The sequence below is a fragment of the Paenilisteria rustica genome (assembly GCF_013820765.1).
Taxonomy (GTDB): Bacteria; Bacillota; Bacilli; order Lactobacillales; family Listeriaceae; genus Listeria_A; species Listeria_A rustica.
The window spans coordinates 102,242-122,564 of sequence record NZ_JABJVM010000002.1 but is presented as its reverse complement, the minus strand read 5'-3'; the positions used below and the strand labels follow the sequence as shown (position 1 = coordinate 122,564).

Here is a 20,323-nt window from a genome sequence, read left to right as displayed (position 1 = left end):
TATTGTCCACATTTCATTTTACACTAAGTCTCGAAAAATAACAAAGAAGATGCTAATCCAATTGCTAATAAATACTTGCTATCTTGTTGTACAGTTTAGGATTGTTGCGCAACCCACTCTTTTACATAAGCTAATGCGCCTTCTAGTTTTTCTGGGTCTTTCCCGCCTGCTTGAGCTGTATCAGGGCGTCCGCCACCATTACCGCCGCAACGAGTTGCCACTTCTTTCAGCAATTTACCAGCGTGATAACCTTCTTTAATTAAATCTTCGGAAACAGCAGAAATTAAGCTGACTTTATCATCATGTGCTGCACCTAGAACGAGGATGCCGCTTGCTTTTGTTTCTTTCCAATTATCTAGATATTGGCGTAATTGGTTCATATCTTTCGCATTGACTTGTTTCGCGATAACAGCAACACCGCCAACATCTTCTGGATTGCTAAAAATATCTGCGCTTGCTGCATTGGATAGTTTCGCAAGTAAAGAATCGTTTTCACGTTTTAATTCGCGCATTTCTTGATGTAATTGTTCGATTTTTTGTGGCGTTTCTTGTGGTGATGTTTTAAGCAGATTTGCTGCTGCTTTTAGATAATGCTCTTGTTGATTTAGGAAGCGGTATGCGGATTCACCTGTTACTGCCTCGATACGGCGAGTTCCTGCCCCAATGCCACTTTCGGAAATGATGTTGAAAAGTCCGATTTCAGACGTATTTTTGACGTGGATACCACCACAAAGTTCAATGCTGTAGTCGCCAATACGGACAACGCGCACAACGTCACCATATTTCTCGCCGAATAGTGCCATCGCGCCGAGTTCTTTTGCTTCTGCAATTGGCATTTCTTTGATGCTGACTGCGATTTGTTCCCAAATTTTGCGATTGACGATATGCTCCATTTTTTGAAGTTCTGCGTCGGTAATTTGGCCAAAATGAGAGAAGTCAAAGCGTAAACGATTCGATTCTACGAGTGATCCTGCTTGGTTGACGTGATCGCCGAGTACATCTTTTAGCGCGCGGTGAAGCAAATGCGTTGCGGTGTGGTTCTTCACGATGCCGCGGCGGGTTGCTTTATCCACTTCAAGCGTTACATGATCGCCTTTGTTTAGACTTCCTTCTTCGATGCGTACTTCATGGATATTTTGCTTATTTGGTGTTTTTTGAACGTTTAGAACAGCTGCTGTGAAACCGGATTTTTTAATGGTTCCTTGATCCGCAATTTGTCCGCCGCTCTCTGCATAAAATGGTGTTTCTTTGAAGATGACTTGCACTTTATCGCCGCGTGATGCGCTTTCTGCTAAGCTGCCTGATTTGATAATGTACAGCACTTCGGTCGCAACACTTGTCGTTTCATAGCCAACAAACTCACTTTTCTCTGTCAAACTTGTTAGTAGCTCTGTTTGGACGCTCATCGATTTAACGTCAGCACGTGCGTTACGTGCCCGATCGCGTTGTTTCGTCATTTCTGCTTCAAAACCAGCGTGATCAACTGTTAAACCGTTATCCTCTGCATACTCTTCCGTCAGCTCAACTGGGAATCCAAATGTGTCGTATAATTTGAAAATGTCTGCACCGTTCATTTGACCAGAGTCTTTTGCAGCCGCCATCATTTCTTCTAAAATTGCCAAACCTTCATTTAGCGTCTCGTGGAAACGTTCTTCCTCGGTGCGCACAATTTTTTGGATGAAATCGGTTTGTTTTTCTACTTCTGGATAGTAGCTATTCATAATTTTGCCGACCACAGGTACTAATTTATACATAAATGGTTCGTTAATATTGAGGTTTTTCGCGTAACGAACGGCACGGCGTAACAAGCGACGCAACACATAGCCACGACCTTCATTGGATGGTAATGCGCTGTCACCGATTGCAAAAGCTACAGTACGCACGTGGTCTGCGATAACTTTAAATGCTGTATCTGTTGCAGGATTTTGACCATATTTTTCACCCGAAATCGCTTCTACTTCGCGAATAATTGGCATGAATAGGTCGGTTTCGAAGTTTGTAGGCGCGTCTTGAATGATTGAAACCATCCGTTCGAGGCCCATCCCTGTATCGATGTTTTTCTTTGGAAGTGGCGTATACGTGCCATCTGCATTGTGATTAAATTGCGAAAATACAAGGTTCCAAATTTCCAAATAACGTTCATTTTCGCCGCCTGGATATAGTTCTGGATCTGTCGCATCGTTGCCATAAGCCTCGCCACGATCGTAAAAAATCTCACTATCCGGACCACTTGGACCTTCGCCGATATCCCAGAAATTGTCCTCAATCGGCACGATATGATCATCCGTCAAGCCAACTTTTTCTTTCCAAATCGTCTTCGCTTCTTCGTCTTCTGGATAAACCGTTACGTATAATTTATCCGGATCAAAGCCAACCCATTGCGGACTAGTTAGAAATTCCCACGCCCAAACGATGGCTTCTTCTTTGAAATATTCACCAATGGAAAAATTACCGAGCATCTCGAAAAATGTATGATGGCGCGCTGTTTTCCCTACGTTTTCGATGTCATTTGTACGGATTGATTTTTGTGCGTTTACAATACGTGGGTTGTCTGGAATCACGCTACCGTCGAAATATTTTTTCAATGTTGCAACCCCACTATTAATCCATAGCAAAGATGCATCGTTAATTGGTACGAGCGGCGCACTTGGCTCCACTTTATGGCCTTTTTCCTGGAAAAAATCAAGGAACATTTGTCTTACTTCAGCACTTGTTAATTGTTTCATTTTATTTCCTCCTTTTTGATTGCGCGAGTATGGATACAAAACAAAAAGCCTCATATCATCTCGCAATACAGGGACGAATATGTTCGCGGTACCACCCTGTTTGCAATGATATAAGACTTGATCATTACCTCTTTAGTATCCTTAACGCGGAATAAGACGAAAAATAGTTCAACTGATGTGAGGTAGCACAGAAATCGCTGTCTCGTTTATGTTCTTCCAGCCATAGGAACATTTCTCTTGCAAACGGTCGTGTTTCTTTAAGCTCACACTATTTTTAGTTGTATGATACTTGAAATTATAAAGGATGTGGCGGGTTGTGTCAACGATTAATCAATGGACAATATCGTTATATCCTTTATAATAGGTGTGTATATGGAAAACAGATAATGAAAGAAGATGACTAAAATGACAAAATATTGGATTGGTGTGGCTTCCTTAGATCATGTTGAACTAGGCGTGGATGGTGGCTTTTCGCAGTTGTGTCACGGTAAAGAGGCGCCGCTAAAACGGATGAAACCTGGGGATTGGCTAGTTTATTATAGTCCGAAACAAACGCTTGGTAAAGATGAGAAATGCCAGTGTTTTACGGCGATTGGACGGGTAAAGGGGGAGGATATTTATCCATTTGCGATGAGTGAGACGTTTGTGCCCTATCGTAAAGATATTGATTTTTTTCCAGATGCAAAACAAGTGCCGCTCAGCGCGGTGTCACAGCTAGAAGCTTGGCAGAAATATCGCGCTTCCCTTCGTTACGGCCATTTTGAGATTGATAAGGATTTCTTTTTGTTGCTTGCTGAGCAGATGGGTTTGCCGATGAAATATGAATCATAAGGGAGGTTCGCGGGATGATGAGTGATGTTTTGGTTGTGATTGATTTGCAAAATGGTGTGCATTCGGCGGAGTATCCGTTAGTTCATTTGGAGCGCGTGTTGGCTGGTGTGAATCAGCGGATTGCGAGTTATCGGGATGCTGGGAAACCGGTTATTTTTGTGCAGCATGCGGATGAGGAATTGGTGATTGGCAGTGATGCGTGGGCGTTGATGCCGGAAATGGACAGTCGACAAGATGATATTTATGTGAATAAGACGCATGCGAATTCGTTTTATAAGACGGATTTACCGGCGATTCTTGCTGGGTTAGATGCTCAGAAACTCGAGTTTTGCGGTGCGCAGACGGAATATTGTGTAGATACGACCGTTCGATTTGCGCATGGATTGGGATTTGATTGTTACATGGTTCGTGGATTGCATACGACTATGGATAGTGATTTAATCGATGCAAAAACGATTATGGCGCATCATGAAGCAATTTGGGATGAGCGATTTTTGACCTTTTTATAATGGAAAATGGAACGGTAGGCTGGTGATGAAAATTAGCCTACCGTTCCATTTTTTTATGCAGTTACTACCATCTGTTCCTTCACATCAAACTTACCATTCTTCATCGTGATTTTAACATCCGATACTTTAGCAATTTCCGGATCGTGTGTCACCATAATAACGCATTTCCCTTCTTTATGCGCCAAGTCTTGGAATAGTGTCACAACTTCTTTACTTGTGCGTTCATCCAGGTTCCCAGTCGGCTCATCTGCCACAATTAAGTCTGTTTCGCAACATAGCGCGCGGGCGATTGAAACCCGTTGTTGTTGTCCGCCGCTCAATGTCAAGACTTTTTGCCGAGCCATTTTTTCGTCAATACCGACTTTTGCTAGCATATCGAGGGCGAATTGGCGCTTGTCTTGTTGATCTACGTGCGTGATTTCCATTGCGGTTGTCACGTTTTGGAGCGCAGTCATGTAGGTTAATAAGTTATAGCTCTGGAACACGATGGAAACATATTGATTCCGATATTTGTTTAGTCCGATTTTTTTCAATGATAAGCCTTTGTAGAAGATGTCGCCGTCTTGTTGCGAATCGAGGCCACCAGCCAAGGACAGGAAGGTGGTTTTTCCCGATCCTGAGCTGCCTACGACCGTATAGAAAACGCCGGTTGCAAAGTCATAGTTTATTTTATCCAAAATTGGATTGTCATTTTGTTTGTAGGCATAGCTTACGTCTTTGAATTCGAGAATTTTTGTCATAAAAGTCACGCTCCTATTCTTGTTTGGTTAAGATTGTTTTTGGATTCATGCGTAGTACTAGGATGGATGGGAGTAATACGGAAATGAAGGCAATGCCAACGCCGATTCCGCCCATTTTCAGCATGTCTTCTAGGCTTACTTGGATGTCGAGTGATTTGATTTCCGCTGTGTTTGCTGTTAGCGATGAGCCAAATCCTGGACCTCCGCCACCTGGGCCGCCACCGTTTCCGCCTGGTCCTCTTTGGTTGCTAGTCGATGATGTCGACTCGGAGGCAGTTGCGTTTTGTTGGGTTAACAGCTGATTTCCAACGACTTGCGCTACGTAATGACTGCTCACCGCGGCAATTCCGAACGATAGAATGGCTACTACTAAAATTTCAACGAGGAACTGGCCGACGAGTTTGGAACGTTTTTCACCAATGGCGAGTAAAACACCCATTTCATATTTACGTTCCCGAATTTGCATCATCACGAGTAGTCCTAAAATCAATGCGCCCGCAATCGATACGATATAGACAACATTTTTAGAAAAAGCCGCTACATTGTTGATTGGTCCGATCATTTGTTGGTAAGTCGCGTCATTGGCGTCTAATTTGAACGTGTCCCAATCAACAGCCGTTACTTTTTTCGCCGCTGTCTCGAAGGCACTGATGTTTGCTGCGTCATCCATGAAGTAAATCGCGGAATCGACCGTGTCTTTTGAATCGCTGCCTTTGATTGTGTTGGCAACGGTGTATGGTACGTAAATGGTGTTATATGGATTTAAGAACGAGAAGTTAGCTGCTGCGTCACTTCCTGAATCGGTTGACTCATAAATACCTTTAATCGTTAGTTCGACGGTTGTTGCTTCGTCGCTGGATTGGATTTTGATTTTATCGCCGACTTTGAGGTCGTTTTCTTCGGCTAGTGTTTTTTCAATCATGACGACGTTTTTACCGACATCGCTTGCTGTGATTGCTTTTCCAGATGTGAGTTTGTCAGTTCCTGCTTTGAATTTTGTTGCGGTTGCTGAATCAAGAACGCCTGACACGCTCAAGTCTGCCTGCACCATTTGTGGGCGGTTGGAATCACTGCTATCTCCGCCTGGGCCTTGCTGTTCAGTCGTTGAAGATGTGCTGGAATCGTCGGATTGAGATGTGTCGCTCGATGAAGCAATTGGCTCAAATCCTGATGCTAGCGCTTGTGTGTTGGAATAGAGATTGTAACCTGATACGTGGTCAAGTTCTGCTAATTTCTTCGCTGCCGCAACGGATACTGGTGTAGATTCGAACATCCGTCGCCCAGTTGTGCTACTGTTTGCGCTTGATGACGACTCTTTTTGCTGCGCCTCCATCTGTTTTTCGCGGTCGACGCTTAAGGTCACGTCCCCACCGAGTTCTTGCCGTGCTAGTTCGCTTGCTTTATTTGCCGCGGATTGAATCGTGAATCCGGAAAGAATAAGTACGCATACGATTGTAAAAATAAATAATTGCAGGATTGTTCTTCCTTTTCGTGCTTTCATGCTGAGTAATGCTCGTTTGATAAAATTCATATCGTTTCCTCCATTTCGTCTTGCTCTTTCTATAGATTAGACGTAAGGTGTGAAAAAAATATGAACAAACTGTGAGCGGTGTTTTAAACTTTTGCGAAAAACATTATTTAGCTTGATTTCGTGGCGAATATAGTCTAATTTTAAGGGAGAGCTTTAATGAGAGAGAGGCAAAAATGATGAAATTATTAATGATTGAAGATAACGTCAGTGTTTGTACGATGATCGAGATGTTTTTTATGAAGGAAAAGATAGACGCCACGTTTGTGCATGATGGCTTGGAGGGTTTTGAGACATTTGGTAAGGAAGATTGGGATATTGTGATTATCGATTTGATGTTGCCAGGGATGGACGGCATGACGATTTGTCATAAAATTCGCGAGACGAGCGATGTGCCGATTATTATTTTGACGGCGAAGGAATCGGAGTCAGATCAGGTGTTGGGTCTTGAAATTGGTGCGGATGATTATGTGACGAAACCGTTCAGTCCGCTGACGTTGATGGCACGGATTAAAGCTGTGACGCGTCGTAAAGGTCAAGCTGTGGACGCGACGGCAAAACCTGCGGACGACGACATTTTAGAAACGAAGTATTTCAAAATTAGTAAAAAAACGCGGGAAATGTATTTTGAGGGGCAATTACTCGAGGCTTTGACGCCGAAAGAATTTGATTTGTTGTACTTTTTGATGCAGCATCCACGCCAAGTTTTCTCGCGGGAGCAGTTGTTAGAACAGGTTTGGGGTTACCAATTTTATGGAGATGAGCGTACGGTGGACGTGCATATTAAACGATTGCGGCAGAAAATCGCGACCGAAGCGCATCCGTTTCTTCATACGATATGGGGCGTCGGCTACAAATTCGATGAAACGGAATGATTCGCATGAAATTTAAATACTTTTACCAACTTTTTTTGACACAATTTATTATTTTGTTTATCGCCTGTTTGATGATTGGTCTGCTGATTTCGCATTTTATGAAAGATTATTTGTATCAGACGCAAGTTTCGGATTTGACGGCATATGGGGAAGAAATCGCGAAAGATGTGCAGAATATGTCGGACCGGGAAACGGGAAGTCCGATTTTGCAGACGTATCAGCAAATTTTAGGCGTGAAAAACATCCATTATGTGATTTTCGATGATACCGCCGCGATTGTTTATCCGCAAACGAACCGCCCGCTTCCGCCTGATTTCCATTTGAAAACCGATGAATGGAAGGAATTGCAAGAAGGCAAGACAGTTTCGACGTTGATGGATACACGATTCAGCGATCAACTGACGCGCGTGAGTATTCCGATTGAGAAAGACGGCGAATTTGCCGGTGGAATCATGCTTACATCACCGATTAGCGGCACCGAGAAAGTCATCGGGAAAATTAATTGGTACGTTTTCTACACGATTCTCATTTCGATTACGATTGCTCTAATTTTGAGCGCGATTATCGCAAAACTACAAGTAAACCGCTTCCGCAAGCTAAGTTCAGCGACGAAAGAAGTGATTAAGGGCAATTATAGCGTGCGTTTGAAGGAGAGTTCGTTTGATGAGATTGGTGCGCTCGCCGGTGATTTTAACAAAATGACGCAGACGTTGGAAGAATCCGCGATTGAGATTGAGCGCCAAGAAAAGCGTCGCCGTCAGTTTATCGCCGATGTTTCCCATGAAATGCGGACACCACTCACGACGATTAGCGGTTTGACAGAAGGTTTAGTCAACGATATTATTCCAAAAAGTGAGACAGATCGCTGTATTGCGTTGATTGATACAGAGGCACGGCGCTTGGCACGGCTTGTGAATGAGAATCTCGACTATGAGCGTATTCGTTCGAATCAGATTCAGCTGCATAAAACGACTTTCGCCGCGAATGAATTTTTAGATATTATCAAGGATCAGCTACAATTGACTGCTGAAAATAGAGGCGACCAAATTATTGTGGACACCCGAGATTCCGTCCAAATTTTTGCAGACTATGATCGATTGATGCAAGTTTTCATTAATATCGTGAAAAACAGCATTCAGTTTACAGAGAACGGCACGATTACCCTTTCCGCAAGGCAGGAATATAAAGAAACGATTTTCGAAATTAGCGACACAGGAATTGGCATGGATGAATCCGAAGTCGAGCAGATTTGGGATCGCTTCTACAAAGCCGACATGTCGCGGACGAGCACGAAGTTTGGTGAATCTGGCATTGGGCTGTCGATTGTGAAGCAGTTGATTAGCTATCATGACGGTGAAGTCAGCGTGCACAGCGTGGCTGGCGAAGGAACTACATTTACGATTAAATTGCCGTTTTTTGCGGATAATGAATAAAGTGGCTGCACAAGAAAAGACGGTATGCACAGCGAGATTCGCTGTCATACCGTCTTTTTCTATCTCAATTTATCAACCGCTTCTTCCTCCGTAGCAACAAAATAAACATGACTCCCCTTATTACTCTCATACATATAATCCTTAAAATTCTCACTATACATCGAAAAATCACCAATTATCGCCATTTTCAGCTGATATGTCACCAATTTTTGAAAAGCATCGCCTAACAATCCTGTTTTGAGATCGAAAAAATCCTCTAAAACAGCGACTTTATCAATGATAATTTTATGATACGTCGTTTCGTATTGCACACTCATCACAAAGTCTAACATCGATGCCGTATCTTTTATTATAACCTCACCGCTCTTAACCCGAGCAATACCAACATTTTCCAATTTCTGAATCTCCATTTTCATGTTCCTTCCTAAGCGCGCATAAACTGGTACGGCGTGATGTCATCCATCCCAATCATCGGATTAATATGCATCCAGTTCTCCTCCGTCAACAACTTCCGATTACTCACCGTCGCCAGCATATCTTCCTCACTCAGCAGCCGTTCATACAGCGTCGTATTCCGCTTCTCCTCATCAATCCGCTCGACGCCCATCCGAAACGCGTCCTCTTCCCCGCAAATAATCAGAAACTGCTTGCTCCGAGTCACCGCCGTATACAAAATATCGCGCCGCAACATCCGGTAATAACTCCGCACCACCGGCATAATCACAATCGGAAACTCGCTGCCCTGCGCTTTATGAATCGAACAACAATACGCATGCGTCAACTGGCCAAATTCCTGCCGAAAATACTCGACCTCCGTCTGATCAAACTGTACCACAACCATATCCTGTTTCTCCGTATTTTCCTTCGCATAAATAATCGAGACAATCTCGCCAAAATCGCCATTAAAAACGTTCTTCTCCGGCTGATTCACAAGTTGTAATACCCGATCTCCAATCCGAAACACGATATCGCCAAACTTCACTTCTTTACGCTTACCGTCCGGATTCGCATTGAAAATCTCCTGCATTTTGCGATTTAAAATATCAATTCCCGCAGGTCCACGGTACATAGGCGCCAAAACTTGGATATCCTTCGCGCGAAAACCTTTTTTCTTCGCGTTTTCCACGACCTTCTCCACGACTTCCGCAATCTGATTCACCGTACAATGGAAAAACGATCGATCCGTGCTGTTTTTCGTGAACGTCGCTGGTAAAAATCCTTGCCGAATATCATGCGCCAACTCAATAATCGACGACCCGTCTTCCTGCCGATAAATATCCGTCAACTCCACCGTTGGAATCTCGTTCGATCGCAACATATCCTTCAAAACTTGGCCCGGTCCAACAGATGGCAACTGATCCTGATCTCCCACTAAAATCACTTGCATATGCGCTGGCAAGGCTCGGAATAACTGATTCGCAAGCCAAATATCGACCATCGACATCTCGTCAATAATCAACAATTTCCCTTCAATCGAACGCTCATTATCATCGTCCAACTGCTCCTGCCCGTTCATTCCCAACAAGCGGTGAATCGTCATCGCAGGCAATCCCGTCGATTCCGTCATCCGTTTCGCCGCACGTCCCGTCGGAGCCGCCAGTAAAATCGGCAATTTCTGCCCATCCTTATACGACATCGGGTCCAAATTCACACCATTTAATTCCGCGTAAAGTTCCACGATTCCCTTAATAACCGTTGTTTTCCCCGTACCCGGTCCACCAGTCAGAATCAGCATCGGCGACATCAAAGCCTGCTCAAGCGCCAATTTCTGCGTCTCCCCATAAGAAACACCAATCCGATCCTCCAACTCACCAAGCGCGATATAAAACTCCGATTTCGGAAATAGTTCCTCGTATTCCTTTTGTCGCATCATCCGTTTCACATGCGCCGCAAATCCAGCCTCCGCGAAATAAAGCGATGGCACATACACCCGCGTGTTCTCCGTCATCACCTTCTGATCTTCCTCAAGCGCCAACAACTGCTTCGTCAACTGCTCCTGCTCAATCCGAATCGGCTCACTATTCTCAAGCAGCTGCGTCACCGTCTCCAGCAACACCTCCCGCTCCATAAAAACATTCCCCTGTTGCAACGACTCCTGCTCCAACATGTACAAAATCGCCGCCTGCAACCGCGAATAATGATTCCCACCAAGACCAAGCTTGCGTCCCAGCTCATCCGCACGATTAAAACCAATCCCCTTCACATCTTCAATCAGCTTATATGGATTGCCCTCCAGCACATTCAGCGTATCCTGCTTATACGCCTGGAAAATTTTCATCGAGAGCTGCGGACCAAATCCATACTCATTCAAACTCACCATAATATGTTCCAAACCTTGATTCTCACGCAGCGATTCCAGCAAACTTTCCGCCGTCGCAAGCGGCAATCGCGGCACCTCTTGAAGTAGCGACCGGTCCGACAAAATCCGACTAATCGCATCCTCACCAAGCGTCTCCACCACACGTTCCGCCGTCTTTTTCCCGATTCCTTTAAAAAGTTCCCCAGATAAATACTGCACCAAACCTTGCTTCGTCTGCGGCATCTCTTTTTTGAACCGATCCGCTTTAAACTGTTGTCCAAACTTGGCATGATCCATCAATTTCCCGTGAAATATGTATACCTCTTGCTCATGAAGGGCAGGAAAAAAACCCGTCACAACGATATCCTTCTCGTCCCACGTCGTATTCGTATCTTGCACCTGAATCCGCACCACAGAAAACAAGTTCTCACTATTGTGAAAAATCGTCGACATCACGGTTCCCTTCATGTATAATTCCTCGTTCTCACCGAGCAGCCCCAACGTTTCTTGCGTGTCCATTTCCCCACCTCCTCGTCTTTTATGCCATTTTTTATTCGCCGCTCGCTTCTAAATCTTGAATCGCCGCAAGCGCATTTGCCGCCAATTCATGATTCTCATCACTCGCCACAGCCTTTTCAAAATACGTTTTTCCAATCACTAGATCGCCTTGCCAAGCTAAGTATGCCGCACCAATATTGTAAAACGCATCTGCATCATCTGGCTTCAGCATCAACACACGCTCCAACGCCCCGATTGCCTCTTCAAACATGTCCGATTTCGCGAGTGCAATCCCGTACTGGAACGCCGCCTCCACGTCATCCGGCGCCAATTCCACCGAACGAAGCAAATATGGAATCGCCAACAAATTCTCATCCATTTGCGCAAAACTCATCCCAATCATGAAATAAACATCCGCCGAATCAAGTCCATTCGCAATCGCCTTCTCAAATTGCTTCGCCGCGTCCTGATAACGCTCCAACACATAATACAAATTTCCTAAACTATAATACGCCGCTGAGGCCTTGCTATCAAGCTCAATCCCACGCTCAAAAAAGCGCTCCGCCCGCTCAAAATCATCCATCGAAAGCAACACATTTCCGAAATTAATAAAGCCTACCGGATCATTCGGATGTTCCTCGATGACCTCCGTAAAAAGACGTACCGCTGTCTCTAAATCATTTTTTTGCATCGCTTCAATACCTTGTGCATTTTTATCCATCATGTCCTTATCCTCCTATTTTACCGCAACAGCGAGCCAAGTTTTCAGTGCCGTCACCGTTTCCTTTGTCTGTTCTTCCACACTAATCGTGGCATCATTATCACCATTCTGCTTTCCGTAAGCGCCAAATTGTGCGTGATTCCCACCTTTAATTGATACAAAAGTCGTGTTCTCAGGCAAGTATTTCTTGTCTTTTTCGTATGTATCCCAATTTAGCACACCATCCTTTGTTGCCGTAATTGACAACGCCGAAAATGGAGCTTTTGCAAGCGTTCCCTTCTCATCCGCATAACTCGCTAAAAAGAAAATACCGTCCAAATCATCCATATTTTCGTGAGCAAAGCGCGCTGCCATCGCACCACCAAGTGAATGTCCACCAATTACAAAATGCTCGTCCTCATGACTATCAATAATATCAGCAGCCTTATTTTGCCCAAAAACAGCCAAATCGAGCGGCATTTCCGCAATATAAACTTTATATCCAGCATTCGCCAATCCTTTCGCCATCGGAGCATAACTCAGCGTATCAATAAAAGCGCCTGGATAGAAAATCACACTTTCCTTCACATCCTGGTTCATCGGTGTGAACATCAGAAAACCACTATCATCCACGACATCCACTTTTTTCGTCGAATTCCCAGCCTCTTCCGCAAACTGACTCGGTGACGTGTTAAAGTAAAAATAAGCGCCCCCAACAATCAAAACCAGCACAGCCAACACAATCCATAACGTTTTTTTCATGCGAATCCTCTTCTCATCATTTATCAAAAAAAGAGTTCAGGAAATCATCCCATCCCAAACCCTTTTTCATGCGAATTACCCTACATATTGCAACTGTGCATCTTGCTTATAAATCTCGTCAATCGTTCCGCCGCCTAAGCAAACATCCCCATCATAGAGAACGAGCGCTTGACCCGGCGTCACCGCACGAGCTGGTTCATCAAACACCACATGTGCTTTATTTCCATCCAACAAATGCACGGTCACACCAACATCTTCTTGGCGATAACGGAATTTCGCCGTACAATGGAAAACCGCGTCAACAGGACGATCCGATACAAAACTCATATCCGTTGCTACAAGCGAATCCGAATACAGACTATCGTGATGGAAACCTTGCTCCACGAACAAGACATTATTCGCCAAATCCTTCCCAACAACAAACCACGGATCACCGTCGCCACCAATGCCCAAGCCATGACGCTGCCCAATCGTATGGTACATTAACCCATCATGCTTGCCCATCACTTTGCCATCAAGCGTCTTCATATCACCAGGTTGCGCTGGCAAATACTCACTCAAAAATTGCTTGAAATTGCGTTCTCCGATAAAACAAATTCCCGTGCTATCCTTCTTGCCAGCCGTCGCAAGCCCTGCTTCTTCCGCAATCCGGCGCACTTCCGGTTTTTCCATCCCACCAAGCGGGAACATCACCTTCTGAATTTGCGCTTGCGATAATTGGTTCAAAAAGTACGTCTGATCCTTATTCCGATCCACACCACGCAACATTTTAACCTCATTATCAATCGTTTCCACACGCGCATAATGCCCCGTTGCCACAAAATCAGCACCCAAGCTTTCCGCATGCTCCAAAAACGCCTTAAACTTAATTTCCTTATTACACATTACGTCCGGGTTCGGCGTCCGCCCCAATTTATACTCATCCAAGAAATATGTGAACACCTTGTCCCAATATTCCTTTTCAAAATTAACAGCATAATACGGAATCCCAATCTGATTCGCGACACGAATTACATCCTCATAATCCTCCGTCGCCGTGCACATACCAAATTCATCTGTATCATCCCAGTTTTTCATAAAGATTCCGATAACATCATAGCCCTGCTCTTTCAGCAAATAAGCCGTTACCGACGAGTCCACGCCGCCAGACATACCAACAACTACCCGCGTCTTACTATTATCCATTTTAACTACTCCTCACATTTATTTACAAAGTCGCTGTACCACTTTTACAATCTCACTTGCTGCACTCTCCATCTCCTCGTAGGAATTACCAAGTCCAAAACTAATCCGAATCGATTCGCGCACAGCCGGATGTTCCGCACCAAACAGCGCCACCAACACATGCGACGGATCCACCGTGCCAGCCGTACAAGCCGAACCACTAGAAACCGCGATTCCTTCCATATCTAAATTCATCAACAACTGCTCCACCGACACACCCGGAAAGCGAACATTCAACACCTGCGGCAACCCTTTTTCAAGCGAACCATTCACCTCAAAAAGAACACCACTCTCCGCAAAAGTATCCACTAAAACCTGCTTATACTCTGCAAAATCCGAACGTTTCTGTTTTCGCGACTCCAAAGAAATCCGCACAGCCTCCGCCATACCGCAAATTCCCGGCAAATTCTCCGTGCCAGCTCGCCGCTTACGCTCCTGCTCCCCGCCGTGAAAAGGATACTGCAAATTCGTCCCATTTTTCACATACAAAAAGCCAATCCCGCGCGGTCCATTAATCTTATGCGCCGTCACTGTCAACATATCCACGCCAAGCTCCGCGACATCCATCTCGAACATCCCAAAAGCCTGCACCGCATCCGTATGAAACAACGCCTGGTGCCCCGTCAACCGCTCGCCAATCGCCCGAACCGGTTGCACCGAACCAATCTCGTTATTCCCATACATAATCGAAACCAAAATCGTCTCGTCCGTAAGCGCCGCATCGAAATCCTCCAACGAAATAACACCCGTCTTGTCCACCGGCAAATACGTCACATTAAACCCTTTCGTTTCCAGAAACACACACGTCTCCAAAACCGCCGGATGCTCAATCGCCGTTGTAATAATATGTTTACCGTGCGCACGATTCGCATAGGCCGCTCCAATTAGCGCCACATTATCACCCTCCGTACCGCCACTTGTAAACACAATCTCACGTTCATCCGCCCCGATACTACGCGCCACAATAGCACGCGCCTCATCTAGCGCCTTCCGAGCCTCTCTCCCAGCATAATGAATACTAGAAGGATTCCCATAATTATTCGTAAAACTAGCCAACATCGCCTGCACAACCTCTGGATGAATTGGACTAGTCGCAGCATGATCCAAATACACACGTTCTACCATAAAATCGCTTCTTTCTATATTAAAAACTAACAATTAGCCTTTAAAAAATGTTTTTATAACCTACCCTATTTTAGCAAGAAACGGCGCTGAAAGCAAAGAACCAAGATGATTTTTGGATGAAAGCGCGTTTAGTTTCGCTGCTTATCTGTACTCTACTGTATTTCAGAGTGTGCAGGTGGGTTATATTTATTTTGAGTTCATTCCGAGTTTTGCGTTTAAAAGCACCTGATGGATTACCTGCTCACTACGTTCGCATGCATATTGAGCGCGCAGGAAAGCAAAATACGCTTTCTTACGCGCACAACAAAAAGCGCCCCATTCAGCAAAACGTCAAAATCCCGTTCACAAATGAAGCGCTCAAATCTCAATTTAATAATAAAGAAACCCCAATCGTACCGTCTTTAATACCATTGTTTGAACCCGCTATTAACAGCAGGTGGGTGCTCTGTCTGACGGTTTACAAGTCCTCGTGAAAAGGCATGTGCGCTGCGCCCGAACTTGGGCTCCCTAGGTAGATCAAATTGTTCGGTTCAATAATATAGGTACCATAACGAATACATTAGGGTTTCTTTATTGACCTAAGAATACCACAAAATTTTGCAGATTTCAATTTGGAGCACTTAATTAACAGAAAAAGATGTATCTTTTCTTACTTAGCAACAAGATAACATGTAAACGGTTAGCTTTGATAGCTTATTTCTTATTCTGATTAATCTTCTCATAAACCCCAGCAATCGTCTGCTCATACTTAGACGTCAACTTCGGTTCGTAATACTTCGCTTTTAACAGTCGATCCGGCAAATACTGCTGATCCACCCATGCATTTTCATAACTGTGTGGGTATTTATAATCAAGCGCCCGACCAAGCTCTTTCGCACCTGAATAATGGCCATCACGCAAATGATCTGGAACTTCGCCACTTTTTCCAGCTCGAATGTCTGCCAGCGCGCTATCAATCGCCATAATCGCAGAATTGGATTTCGGTGACAAACATAGCTCAATAACCGCATTCGCCAACGGAATTCGCGCCTCTGGAAAGCCAATTTTTTCAGCAGTTTGTATCGCAGACAAGGTATGTGTCGCGGCCTGCGGGTTCGCGAGACCGACATCTTCATACGCCATCACAAGCATACGCCGGCTTATACTCACCAAATCGCCCGCTTCAATCAACCGACCCATATAATGGAGCGCCGCGTTCACATCACTGCCTCGCACCGATTTCTGGAACGCACTCAAAACATCGTAATGTGCATCGCCGTCTTTATCGTGCGCCAAGCTCTTCCGCTGCAAGCATTCCTCAGCGACTTCCAACGTCACACGAACTTTTCCGTCATCGGCAGGCTCCGAAGAAATAACCGCCAACTCCAATGCATTGAGCGCGCTCCTGACATCGCCATTACTCGCCGTCGCCAAATGGGTCTTCGCATCCTCATCCAGCACAACATCGTATGTTCCAAGTCCACGCTCTGAATCCGCTAGCGCCCGGTCCATCGTCAGCTCGATATCCGCCACCGATAACGGCTTCAATTCAAAAATCTGCGTCCGACTCCTAATGGCCGGGTTAATCGCAATATACGGATTACTCGTCGTCGCCCCGATCAAAATAATTTGGCCACTCTCTAAATGCGGCAACAAAAAATCCTGCTTCGGCTTATCCAAGCGGTGTACCTCATCCAAAAGCAAGATAACCGTCCCGCTCATTTTTGCCTCTGCTGCTACAATTTCTAAATCCTTCTTATTATTCGTCACCGCGTTCAGCATCCGAAACGCATATTTCGTGCTGCCTGCAATCGCACTCGCAATCGACGTTTTCCCAATGCCAGGCGGTCCATATAAAATCATGGAAGACAACTGTTTTGCCTTTACCATCCGATAAATAACTTTATCCTTACCAACAAGATGCGTCTGCCCAACAATATCATCTAGCGACTTCGGCCTCATTCGGTAAGCAAGCGGTTGAATAGCCATATCTCTCCCCCTCTAATAATCTTTCATCAATTATACCATAAGAGCGTATGTTCTGTTGCGAAAAATATCTATTTCATTAGCTTCTTGGCGCCATATACTATATAATTATTCTGGTATCACGATTAGACAAGTTTCAACTAATCGTACGGAGGCGATTCTTCCTAATTATATCAGAAAATCGCGACATTATTTGGAGGTTATTATGAAAATCACAACAAAAGGCCGCTATGGCTTAACTATTGTACTAGAATTAACGCGATGTTTTGGACAAGGTCCCATTTCCCTCCGTTCCATCGCCGAAAAAAAAGGGTTATCCGAACACTACTTAGAACAATTGATTGGTCCACTTCGTAACGCAGGTATTGTCAAAAGTATCCGCGGTGCACACGGTGGCTATATTCTAGGTGATGAACCCGCAAAAATAACAGCTGGCGACATCATCCGCACCTTGGAAGGCCCTATTGTTCTTGTCGAAAGTATCGAGGATGAGGAAGCAGCACAGCGCGAACTTTGGCTCCGAATTCGTAATGCCGTCAAAGAAGTATTAGACAGCACAACATTAGAAGATTTAGCGAGCCATGGCGACGATCCACTACTCGACGGCTACATGTTTTATATTTAAACCGAAAAACTACTTACATTTCAACGTGAGTAGTTTTTTCTTTCGCCCATTTAGCCTTATTCAAAATTCCTTTTTCACATCCATATGTCATCTATTTTCTCGCAAAAAATTAACTTCAAATAAAAAGAATATTTAAACTAAAACTCCAAAATCCGCAAAAATCATTTAAAGAAAGCGCTATATGTTAGATAATCTAACAAAATTATAATTTTCAGATAAAATAGCTTGCTTTATTTTCAGTTTGCAGTATTATTATCACATAAACAAAAAACAAATGTTAGATTATCTAACAAAAAGGAGAGTGTCACATGGAAGCAGTATTTATGTTTTTTTGTACCTTGTTAGTTTGGCTGATGACACCTGGGATTGCTTTATTCTATGGAGGGATGGTTCGCCGTAAAAACGTACTAAGCACTGCGATGTATAGCTTTAGCTCGATGGCGATTATTTCTATTCTATGGGTTTTCGTTGGTTATTCTCTCGCTTTTGCACCAGGAAATGCTTTTATCGGCAGTTTTGACTGGACTTTCTTGCATAGCGTTGGTTTTGATGCCAATGCGACATACTCCGACGCGATTCCACATACTTTATTCATGATGTTCCAAATGACATTCGCTATTTTGACAGTAGCTATCATTTCTGGTGCTTTTGCGGAACGGATGAATTTTGCGGCATACTTAATTTTCATTATTTTATGGTCATTACTTGTTTATTCACCGGTTGCTCATTGGGTTTGGGGCGACGGCGGTTGGTTGCGCGAACTCGGAGCGCTTGATTTTGCCGGTGGGAATGTGGTTCATATTAGTTCTGGTATTACGGGGCTTGTGCTCGCAATTGTACTTGGCAGACGTAAAGAGGCTGAGAATTCCTCCCCACATAATTTGCCACTCGCTTTAATTGGTGGTATATTAGTCTGGTTCGGTTGGTATGGATTCAATGTTGGTAGCGCGCTGACGATCGATCATGTCGCAATGGCGGCGTTCGTTAACACTAATTCGGCCGCTGCAGCTGGTATTATCGGATGGGTCGCCGTTGAATGGCTGATTAACAAAAAACCGACGATGCTCGGTACGATTTCAGGCGCGATCGCAGGCCTTGTCTCGATCACGCCCGCAGCTGGATTCGTCACGGTTGGCAGTGCTTTGCTCATCGGCTTTCTCGGTGGCGCAATTTGTTTCTGGGCAGTATTCTGGTTGAAAGGTAAACTGAAATACGACGATGCACTTGACGCTTTCGGTTTGCACGGTATTGGCGGTATTTGGGGCGGCATTGCGACAGGCCTTTTTGCTACTACAAAAATTAACAAGCTCGGCGCGGACGGTCTTTTTTACGGAAATGCAAGCCTACTCGGTAAACAACTCATCGCTATTGGTTCCACGGTCGTTTTCGTTGCAATTGCTACCATCATCATTATCTATGTTATCAAAATATTCCTACCTATCAGAGTGGATGAAGACCAAGAATACAAAGGGCTTGATTTAACGCTTCACGGCGAAAAAGCCTATCATGATTAAGGGGTGGTTCTATTGTCAAACTTAACAAAAATCGAAATTATTACACGTCCAAATCGTTTTTACGAATTCCAAAAAGCACTCGCAGAAATCGGAGTTAGCGGACTCACTGTCACGAAGGCGCTCGGAACCGGTCTGGAAAAAGGCTTAATCGAACTATATCGCGGCAAAAAGAAGGAAAACAATGTGCATGAACGCATGAAGATCGAGATTGTTGTCAGCACGGTTCCTGTTGAAGCCGTTTTAGAAGTCGTAAAAAACACGTTACGCACTGGTGAACCCGGCGATGGCAAAGTTTTCATCTATCCCGTTGCCGAAGTCATTAAAATCAGCACCGGCGAGCGTGGCGTCGATGCTTTGCAAGATCATCCTAAAGAAAAATAGCCTTTAAAATGAGATGCGTATAAATAAAACGGAAGTAATTCTAAAAATACAATGAGAAATCGCGTTTTCCCCTTCCCGAAATGAAAAACAGAGCTTATAATGAAGAAGTAGCTAAATTGGATGTTTTTTATATATGAAGGAGAGATAGACAAAGATGCGAAAGATCCCCTTTTTTACAATTATCGCGATTGTTTTTTTAGCAGGAGGTTATTATTTTCTGCAAAACTCCGCTTCTCCAATAGATGTTTCTTTTAATTTTCTAGTCACACAGAAGAATGAGGACAATTCCGTTTCAGGAAACATCGAAGGAGCAGGTAGCAAAAAGATTAAGTTAGACCTTGACGAGTCACAATGGGATTCGGTGAAAGTCGGTAATCGCTATGCTATAGAGGCTAGATTTTACGACAAGCATGACGTGAGCAGCAAGGAAAAGAAAACATTAGAAGGTCCGTTTTGGTCGAATGAAACCAACACCGGAATCTTAGCGAATGACGTGGAGGTCACAATGATTGATACGTCCTCAGCTAATTGAATTAGAACCGTAGGCAAAGTAATGCCTATGGTTTTTTCAAACACAAAAATAGGATT

Annotated in this window: 18 protein-coding genes and 1 other RNA gene; 8 read left to right on the top strand and 11 right to left on the bottom strand. The window is 44.3% G+C overall.

Going from position 1 to position 20,323, the window contains the following annotated elements; all coding sequences use genetic code 11:
* Positions 1-95 precede the first annotated feature (95 nt).
* Positions 96-2,726 carry an alanine--tRNA ligase gene (alaS, locus tag HPK16_RS02495; protein ID WP_181675443.1) on the bottom strand — a complete coding sequence of 877 codons (2,631 nt, stop codon included), beginning with the start codon at positions 2,724-2,726 and terminating at the stop codon, positions 96-98.
* 405 nt (positions 2,727-3,131) lie between these two features.
* Between alaS and HPK16_RS02490 the strand changes: the two genes are divergently transcribed.
* Entirely contained in the window at positions 3,132-3,557 is a 426-nt protein-coding gene (locus HPK16_RS02490; protein ID WP_181675442.1) for an EVE domain-containing protein, read from the top strand.
* 14 nt (positions 3,558-3,571) lie between these two features.
* Positions 3,572-4,066 carry a cysteine hydrolase family protein gene (locus HPK16_RS02485; RefSeq protein ID WP_181675441.1) on the top strand — a complete coding sequence of 165 codons (495 nt, stop codon included), beginning with the start codon at positions 3,572-3,574 and terminating at the stop codon, positions 4,064-4,066.
* Positions 4,067-4,119: 53 nt separating this feature from the next.
* Here the strand turns inward: HPK16_RS02485 and HPK16_RS02480 are convergent, their stop codons facing one another.
* Together HPK16_RS02480 and HPK16_RS02475 are read right to left on the bottom strand one after the other, a co-directional pair.
* Positions 4,120-4,806 (bottom strand): ABC transporter ATP-binding protein, encoded by a 687-nt coding sequence (locus HPK16_RS02480; RefSeq protein ID WP_181675440.1) that lies wholly within the window; start codon positions 4,804-4,806, stop codon positions 4,120-4,122.
* A 13-nt stretch (positions 4,807-4,819) separates the two neighbouring features.
* Positions 4,820-6,337, bottom strand: coding sequence for an ABC transporter permease (locus tag HPK16_RS02475; protein WP_181675439.1), 1,518 nt, complete (start codon positions 6,335-6,337; stop codon positions 4,820-4,822).
* A 176-nt stretch (positions 6,338-6,513) separates the two neighbouring features.
* Between HPK16_RS02475 and pieR the strand changes: the two genes are divergently transcribed.
* Together pieR and pieS are read left to right on the top strand one after the other, a co-directional pair.
* Positions 6,514-7,209 carry a two component system response regulator PieR gene (gene pieR, locus HPK16_RS02470; protein ID WP_181675637.1) on the top strand — a complete coding sequence of 232 codons (696 nt, stop codon included), beginning with the start codon at positions 6,514-6,516 and terminating at the stop codon, positions 7,207-7,209.
* Positions 7,206-8,642 carry a two component system sensor histidine kinase PieS gene (gene pieS, locus HPK16_RS02465; protein WP_181675438.1) on the top strand — a complete coding sequence of 479 codons (1,437 nt, stop codon included), beginning with the start codon at positions 7,206-7,208 and terminating at the stop codon, positions 8,640-8,642. The genes pieR and pieS overlap by 4 nt, the downstream gene beginning before the upstream one ends.
* A 59-nt stretch (positions 8,643-8,701) precedes the next feature.
* Here pieS and HPK16_RS02460 read toward each other — a convergent pair whose 3' ends face one another.
* From HPK16_RS02460 to HPK16_RS02425, 8 genes are all read right to left on the bottom strand, one after another.
* Complete coding sequence (locus HPK16_RS02460; RefSeq protein ID WP_181675437.1) at positions 8,702-9,052, bottom strand: DUF4180 domain-containing protein; 351 nt, start codon at positions 9,050-9,052, stop codon at positions 8,702-8,704.
* Positions 9,053-9,066: 14 nt separating this feature from the next.
* Positions 9,067-11,460 carry an SF1B family DNA helicase RecD2 gene (recD2, locus tag HPK16_RS02455; protein ID WP_181675436.1) on the bottom strand — a complete coding sequence of 798 codons (2,394 nt, stop codon included), beginning with the start codon at positions 11,458-11,460 and terminating at the stop codon, positions 9,067-9,069.
* 31 nt (positions 11,461-11,491) lie between these two features.
* Positions 11,492-12,160, bottom strand: a complete 669-nt coding sequence (locus HPK16_RS02450; RefSeq protein WP_181675636.1) for a tetratricopeptide repeat protein — start codon at positions 12,158-12,160, stop codon at positions 11,492-11,494.
* Positions 12,161-12,175: 15 nt separating this feature from the next.
* Positions 12,176-12,901: an alpha/beta hydrolase gene (locus HPK16_RS02445; protein WP_181675435.1), complete on the bottom strand. Its 726-nt coding sequence runs from the start codon at positions 12,899-12,901 to the stop codon at positions 12,176-12,178.
* Positions 12,902-12,976: 75 nt separating this feature from the next.
* Positions 12,977-14,086, bottom strand: a complete 1,110-nt coding sequence (mnmA, locus tag HPK16_RS02440) for a tRNA 2-thiouridine(34) synthase MnmA (RefSeq protein WP_181675434.1) — start codon at positions 14,084-14,086, stop codon at positions 12,977-12,979.
* Positions 14,087-14,104: 18 nt separating this feature from the next.
* Positions 14,105-15,250 carry a cysteine desulfurase family protein gene (locus HPK16_RS02435; RefSeq protein WP_181675433.1) on the bottom strand — a complete coding sequence of 382 codons (1,146 nt, stop codon included), beginning with the start codon at positions 15,248-15,250 and terminating at the stop codon, positions 14,105-14,107.
* A gap of 379 nt (positions 15,251-15,629) precedes the next feature.
* Positions 15,630-15,819, bottom strand: a non-coding RNA gene (gene ssrS / locus HPK16_RS02430) — 6S RNA.
* A 124-nt stretch (positions 15,820-15,943) separates the two neighbouring features.
* Positions 15,944-17,218, bottom strand: a complete 1,275-nt coding sequence (locus HPK16_RS02425; RefSeq protein ID WP_181675432.1) for a replication-associated recombination protein A — start codon at positions 17,216-17,218, stop codon at positions 15,944-15,946.
* A gap of 202 nt (positions 17,219-17,420) precedes the next feature.
* On the opposite strand from HPK16_RS02425, the gene cymR reads away from it, so the two are divergent.
* The 4 genes from cymR (at position 17,421) to HPK16_RS02405 (ending at position 20,267) form a co-directional block, all read left to right on the top strand.
* Complete coding sequence (gene cymR, locus HPK16_RS02420) at positions 17,421-17,840, top strand: cysteine metabolism transcriptional regulator CymR (RefSeq protein WP_036061761.1); 420 nt, start codon at positions 17,421-17,423, stop codon at positions 17,838-17,840.
* A gap of 308 nt (positions 17,841-18,148) precedes the next feature.
* Positions 18,149-19,354, top strand: coding sequence for an ammonium transporter (locus HPK16_RS02415; RefSeq protein ID WP_181675431.1), 1,206 nt, complete (start codon positions 18,149-18,151; stop codon positions 19,352-19,354).
* Between the two features lie 12 nt (positions 19,355-19,366).
* A complete protein-coding gene (locus HPK16_RS02410; RefSeq protein ID WP_036079256.1) occupies positions 19,367-19,735 on the top strand; it encodes a P-II family nitrogen regulator in 369 nt (122 codons plus the stop codon).
* A gap of 154 nt (positions 19,736-19,889) precedes the next feature.
* Positions 19,890-20,267 (top strand): hypothetical protein, encoded by a 378-nt coding sequence (locus tag HPK16_RS02405; RefSeq protein WP_181675430.1) that lies wholly within the window; start codon positions 19,890-19,892, stop codon positions 20,265-20,267.
* Positions 20,268-20,323 lie beyond the last annotated feature (56 nt).

Bases quoted from the DNA above. Each gene is read 5' to 3' on its own strand.
- alaS (WP_181675443.1), bottom strand. From the start codon at position 2,726: ATGAAACAATTAACAAGTGCTGAAGTAAGACAAATGTTCCTTGATTTT.
- HPK16_RS02490 (WP_181675442.1), top strand. From the start codon at position 3,132: ATGACAAAATATTGGATTGGTGTGGCTTCCTTAGATCATGTTGAACTA.
- HPK16_RS02485 (WP_181675441.1), top strand. From the start codon at position 3,572: ATGATGAGTGATGTTTTGGTTGTGATTGATTTGCAAAATGGTGTGCAT.
- HPK16_RS02480 (WP_181675440.1), bottom strand. From the start codon at position 4,806: ATGACAAAAATTCTCGAATTCAAAGACGTAAGCTATGCCTACAAACAA.
- HPK16_RS02475 (WP_181675439.1), bottom strand. From the start codon at position 6,337: ATGAATTTTATCAAACGAGCATTACTCAGCATGAAAGCACGAAAAGGA.
- pieR (WP_181675637.1), top strand. From the start codon at position 6,514: ATGAAATTATTAATGATTGAAGATAACGTCAGTGTTTGTACGATGATC.
- pieS (WP_181675438.1), top strand. From the start codon at position 7,206: ATGATTCGCATGAAATTTAAATACTTTTACCAACTTTTTTTGACACAA.
- HPK16_RS02460 (WP_181675437.1), bottom strand. From the start codon at position 9,052: ATGGAGATTCAGAAATTGGAAAATGTTGGTATTGCTCGGGTTAAGAGC.
- recD2 (WP_181675436.1), bottom strand. From the start codon at position 11,460: ATGGACACGCAAGAAACGTTGGGGCTGCTCGGTGAGAACGAGGAATTA.
- HPK16_RS02450 (WP_181675636.1), bottom strand. From the start codon at position 12,160: ATGGATAAAAATGCACAAGGTATTGAAGCGATGCAAAAAAATGATTTA.
- HPK16_RS02445 (WP_181675435.1), bottom strand. From the start codon at position 12,901: ATGAAAAAAACGTTATGGATTGTGTTGGCTGTGCTGGTTTTGATTGTT.
- mnmA (WP_181675434.1), bottom strand. From the start codon at position 14,086: ATGGATAATAGTAAGACGCGGGTAGTTGTTGGTATGTCTGGCGGCGTG.
- HPK16_RS02435 (WP_181675433.1), bottom strand. From the start codon at position 15,250: ATGGTAGAACGTGTGTATTTGGATCATGCTGCGACTAGTCCAATTCAT.
- HPK16_RS02425 (WP_181675432.1), bottom strand. From the start codon at position 17,218: ATGGCTATTCAACCGCTTGCTTACCGAATGAGGCCGAAGTCGCTAGAT.
- cymR (WP_036061761.1), top strand. From the start codon at position 17,421: ATGAAAATCACAACAAAAGGCCGCTATGGCTTAACTATTGTACTAGAA.
- HPK16_RS02415 (WP_181675431.1), top strand. From the start codon at position 18,149: ATGGAAGCAGTATTTATGTTTTTTTGTACCTTGTTAGTTTGGCTGATG.
- HPK16_RS02405 (WP_181675430.1), top strand. From the start codon at position 19,890: ATGCGAAAGATCCCCTTTTTTACAATTATCGCGATTGTTTTTTTAGCA.